This window comes from Robiginitalea sp. (genome assembly GCF_049588695.1).
Lineage (GTDB): Bacteria > Bacteroidota > Bacteroidia > Flavobacteriales > Flavobacteriaceae > Robiginitalea.
On sequence record NZ_JBAVZJ010000616.1, the window covers coordinates 1 to 2,756 of the forward strand.

3 protein-coding genes are annotated in these 2,756 nt (G+C 50.0%); 2 read left to right on the forward strand and 1 reads right to left on the reverse strand.

From position 1 onward, the window contains the following. A partial coding sequence (locus WBV75_RS14035; RefSeq protein WP_424121209.1) for a zinc-dependent metalloprotease occupies positions 1-1,169 on the forward strand: 1,169 nt, incomplete at its 5' end. A 9-nt stretch (positions 1,170-1,178) separates the two neighbouring features. Beyond that, positions 1,179-2,216 carry a threonine aldolase family protein gene (locus tag WBV75_RS14040; RefSeq protein WP_424121210.1) on the forward strand — a complete coding sequence of 346 codons (1,038 nt, stop codon included), beginning with the start codon at positions 1,179-1,181 and terminating at the stop codon, positions 2,214-2,216. A 117-nt stretch (positions 2,217-2,333) separates the two neighbouring features. Here the strand turns inward: WBV75_RS14040 and WBV75_RS14045 are convergent, their stop codons facing one another. Beyond that, a complete protein-coding gene (locus WBV75_RS14045) occupies positions 2,334-2,657 on the reverse strand; it encodes a YbaB/EbfC family nucleoid-associated protein (protein WP_424121211.1) in 324 nt (107 codons plus the stop codon). Positions 2,658-2,756: the final 99 nt, after the last annotated feature.

Genomic DNA, 2,756 nt, shown 5'->3' on the forward strand with positions numbered 1-2,756 from the left:
AGATAGGGCACACCCTGGGCTTTGCGCACAATTTTGCCGCTTCCAGTACGAACAAGACTTCTGTGATGGATTATCCACATCCTGATTTTAAATTGACAGGTGGTAAAATTGATTTTTCCGGGGCTTACGAAACAGGTATCGGGGATTGGGATAAAGTAACCGTGGCATATTCCTATTCTGATTTTCCGGAGGGAACGGACTCCCACAAAGCCTTGTGGGATATTCTTGAAGCCGCGGGAGATGCAGGGCTTATATATATCTCGGACAGGGATGCCAGAGCTCAGGGAGGGGCTCATGCGAAGGCACACCTGTGGGATAACGGAAAGAGCGCCTCTGAGGAATTGGATCGGGTCCTGGAACTCAGAGAAACAGCTATGGAACAGTTTTCGCCGGCAAATATCCGTTCAGAAGAACCCTATGCGGTGCTCGAAGATGTTTTTGTCCCCCTGTATTTTTTACATCGCTATCAGACAGAAGCTGCCGTCAAAATGGTCGGTGGGATGGATTATTCATACGCCACCCGCGATGAGAGTGCCACTCCCTGGAGCTTTCTTCCCAGAAAGGAGCAGGAACAAGCCCTGAACAGCGTACTTGAAACTCTCGATGCGGATCAACTGGCCATTCCGAGGGATATTCTCAAATGGTTTCCACCAAGGCCTGTAGGGTATTCTCAAACACGGGAGTCTTTCAGAGGCCGGTCCGGAGTGAGTTTCGACCCCCTTGGGGCCGCTGAAACGGCCGCAGATATGACGTTGGGCCTCTTACTGCACCCTGAACGCGCATCCCGCCTTGTAAATCAACAGGGAATGGAACCGGGGCAATTGGGGCTGGATGATGTCCTGGATGCGCTGGTAAACCAGACCTTGAACAACCCTCAAAAAGATAGATACCTCTCCGGTGTGCAGGAGGTGATCAATTTTCGGGTGTTAAAGCATCTTATGGTACTCGCCACGCATACCGATGTACATCCCCAGGTGAATGCAGCGGCCCTGCAGGCCATTAATACTCAGAAAAGGTTCCTTTTAAAATCGGGGGATGGGGATGCCCTGGCTAGGGAAATGCTTCGAAGGATTGAAGCTTTTGAGAAATACCCGGAAAAGTTTAAAGCCGGGGACGTACCGAAAATTCCCGATGGCTCTCCAATCGGAATGGCGTGTTCACAACAATAGGTACAGGTTATGGAAGTTAATTTGATCAGCGATACAGTAACCCGTCCGAATTCCGGAATGTTAAAGGCCATGATGGGGGCCGCTGTGGGTGACGATGTTTTTAAGGAGGACCCCACAGTAAATGAATTGGAGACGGAAGTCGCACGTCTCTTTGGAATGGAGTCGGCCCTTTTTTTTCCAAGTGGCACCATGGCCAACCAGACGGGGATTAAACTGCATACCGAACCCGGGGATCAACTCATTTGCGATAAGTACGCCCATGTGTATAATTATGAAGGAGGGGGCGTGAGTTTCAACAGTGGGGTTTCCTGTCGCCTTGTGGACGGAAACCGGGGAATGATGACAGCCGGGCAGGTAGAGGGGGCGATCAACCCTCCGGATTTTTACCACAGCCCGAAAACGGCTTTGGTGTGTATTGAAAATACCACAAACAAAGGGGGAGGCGCCTGCTGGGATTTTCAGGAGCTCCGGGAAATCAAAAAGGTTTGTGACCGCCATCAGCTGCGATACCACCTGGACGGCGCCCGGATCTGGAATGCCCTGGCCGCTACTCCCGAGGGTCCTGAAGCCTACGGAGCCCTTTTTGATACCATCAGTGTATGCCTGAGTAAAGGCCTTGGATGCCCGGTTGGTTCTTTGCTTCTCGGTTCACAACAATCGATGGAAAAAGCCCTGCGCATTCGCAAGGTGCTGGGGGGCGGTATGCGTCAGGCAGGGTATCTGGCCGCAGCTGGCCTGTACGCCCTGGAAAACAACAGGGGGCGGTTGGCAGAGGATCATCGAAGGGCAAAAGAGATCGGTGCGGAGTTGCAAAACAGGGATTTTGTCACCTTTGTTGCCCCGGTCGAGACCAATATCGTCATATTCGAGGTAGACACAGAAATGACTTCGGATACCCATGTAGTCCGGGCCTTAAATGAAAAAGGCATTCGACTGATCGGAATGGGGGAAGGCAAACTTCGACTGGTCACCCACCTGGACTACACAGAACAGATGCACCAGTACGTACTGGCTACCCTGAAAAACCTCGAACCCGTTAAGGCCTGATTATTTGTAGGTTTCCTCAATAAAAGATTAGCAACTCAAGTATCCCCCTTTCACAGATTTAAAATTACAGAGGTATATCTGAATTCAGCGGTTCTTTTGAAGGATTTTATGAGCACCCTAAAGCAGTGCGTCCAGGCCCGGGATATTGGGCATACCCTCTTTGGCCACTGCAGCGAGTTCAGTATCGTGTATCTTACCGGCTTTATCGAGGGCGCGGTTCAGGGTGATAACCAGATAATCGGTGAGTTGCTCCTTGTCATTTAAGAGGGCATCATCGATATGTATTTCACGGATTTCCCGGCTGGCAGAAACCACAATCGTTACAGCCCCATCCTCGCTGACTTCCTGAAGGGTCACTGTTTTGAGCCGCTCTTTGGTTTCTGCCACCTTTTCTCGAGCCTCTTTGAGTTTACCCATCATTCCCATTAAATCTCCAAGCATAATCGTTATTTTTAAAGTCTTAGATTCACCAGGTAAATTTAAGACTAATTCAATGAAATATCCTTTCAAACTGGTCATTGTTCCGCTATGTGCTATTTT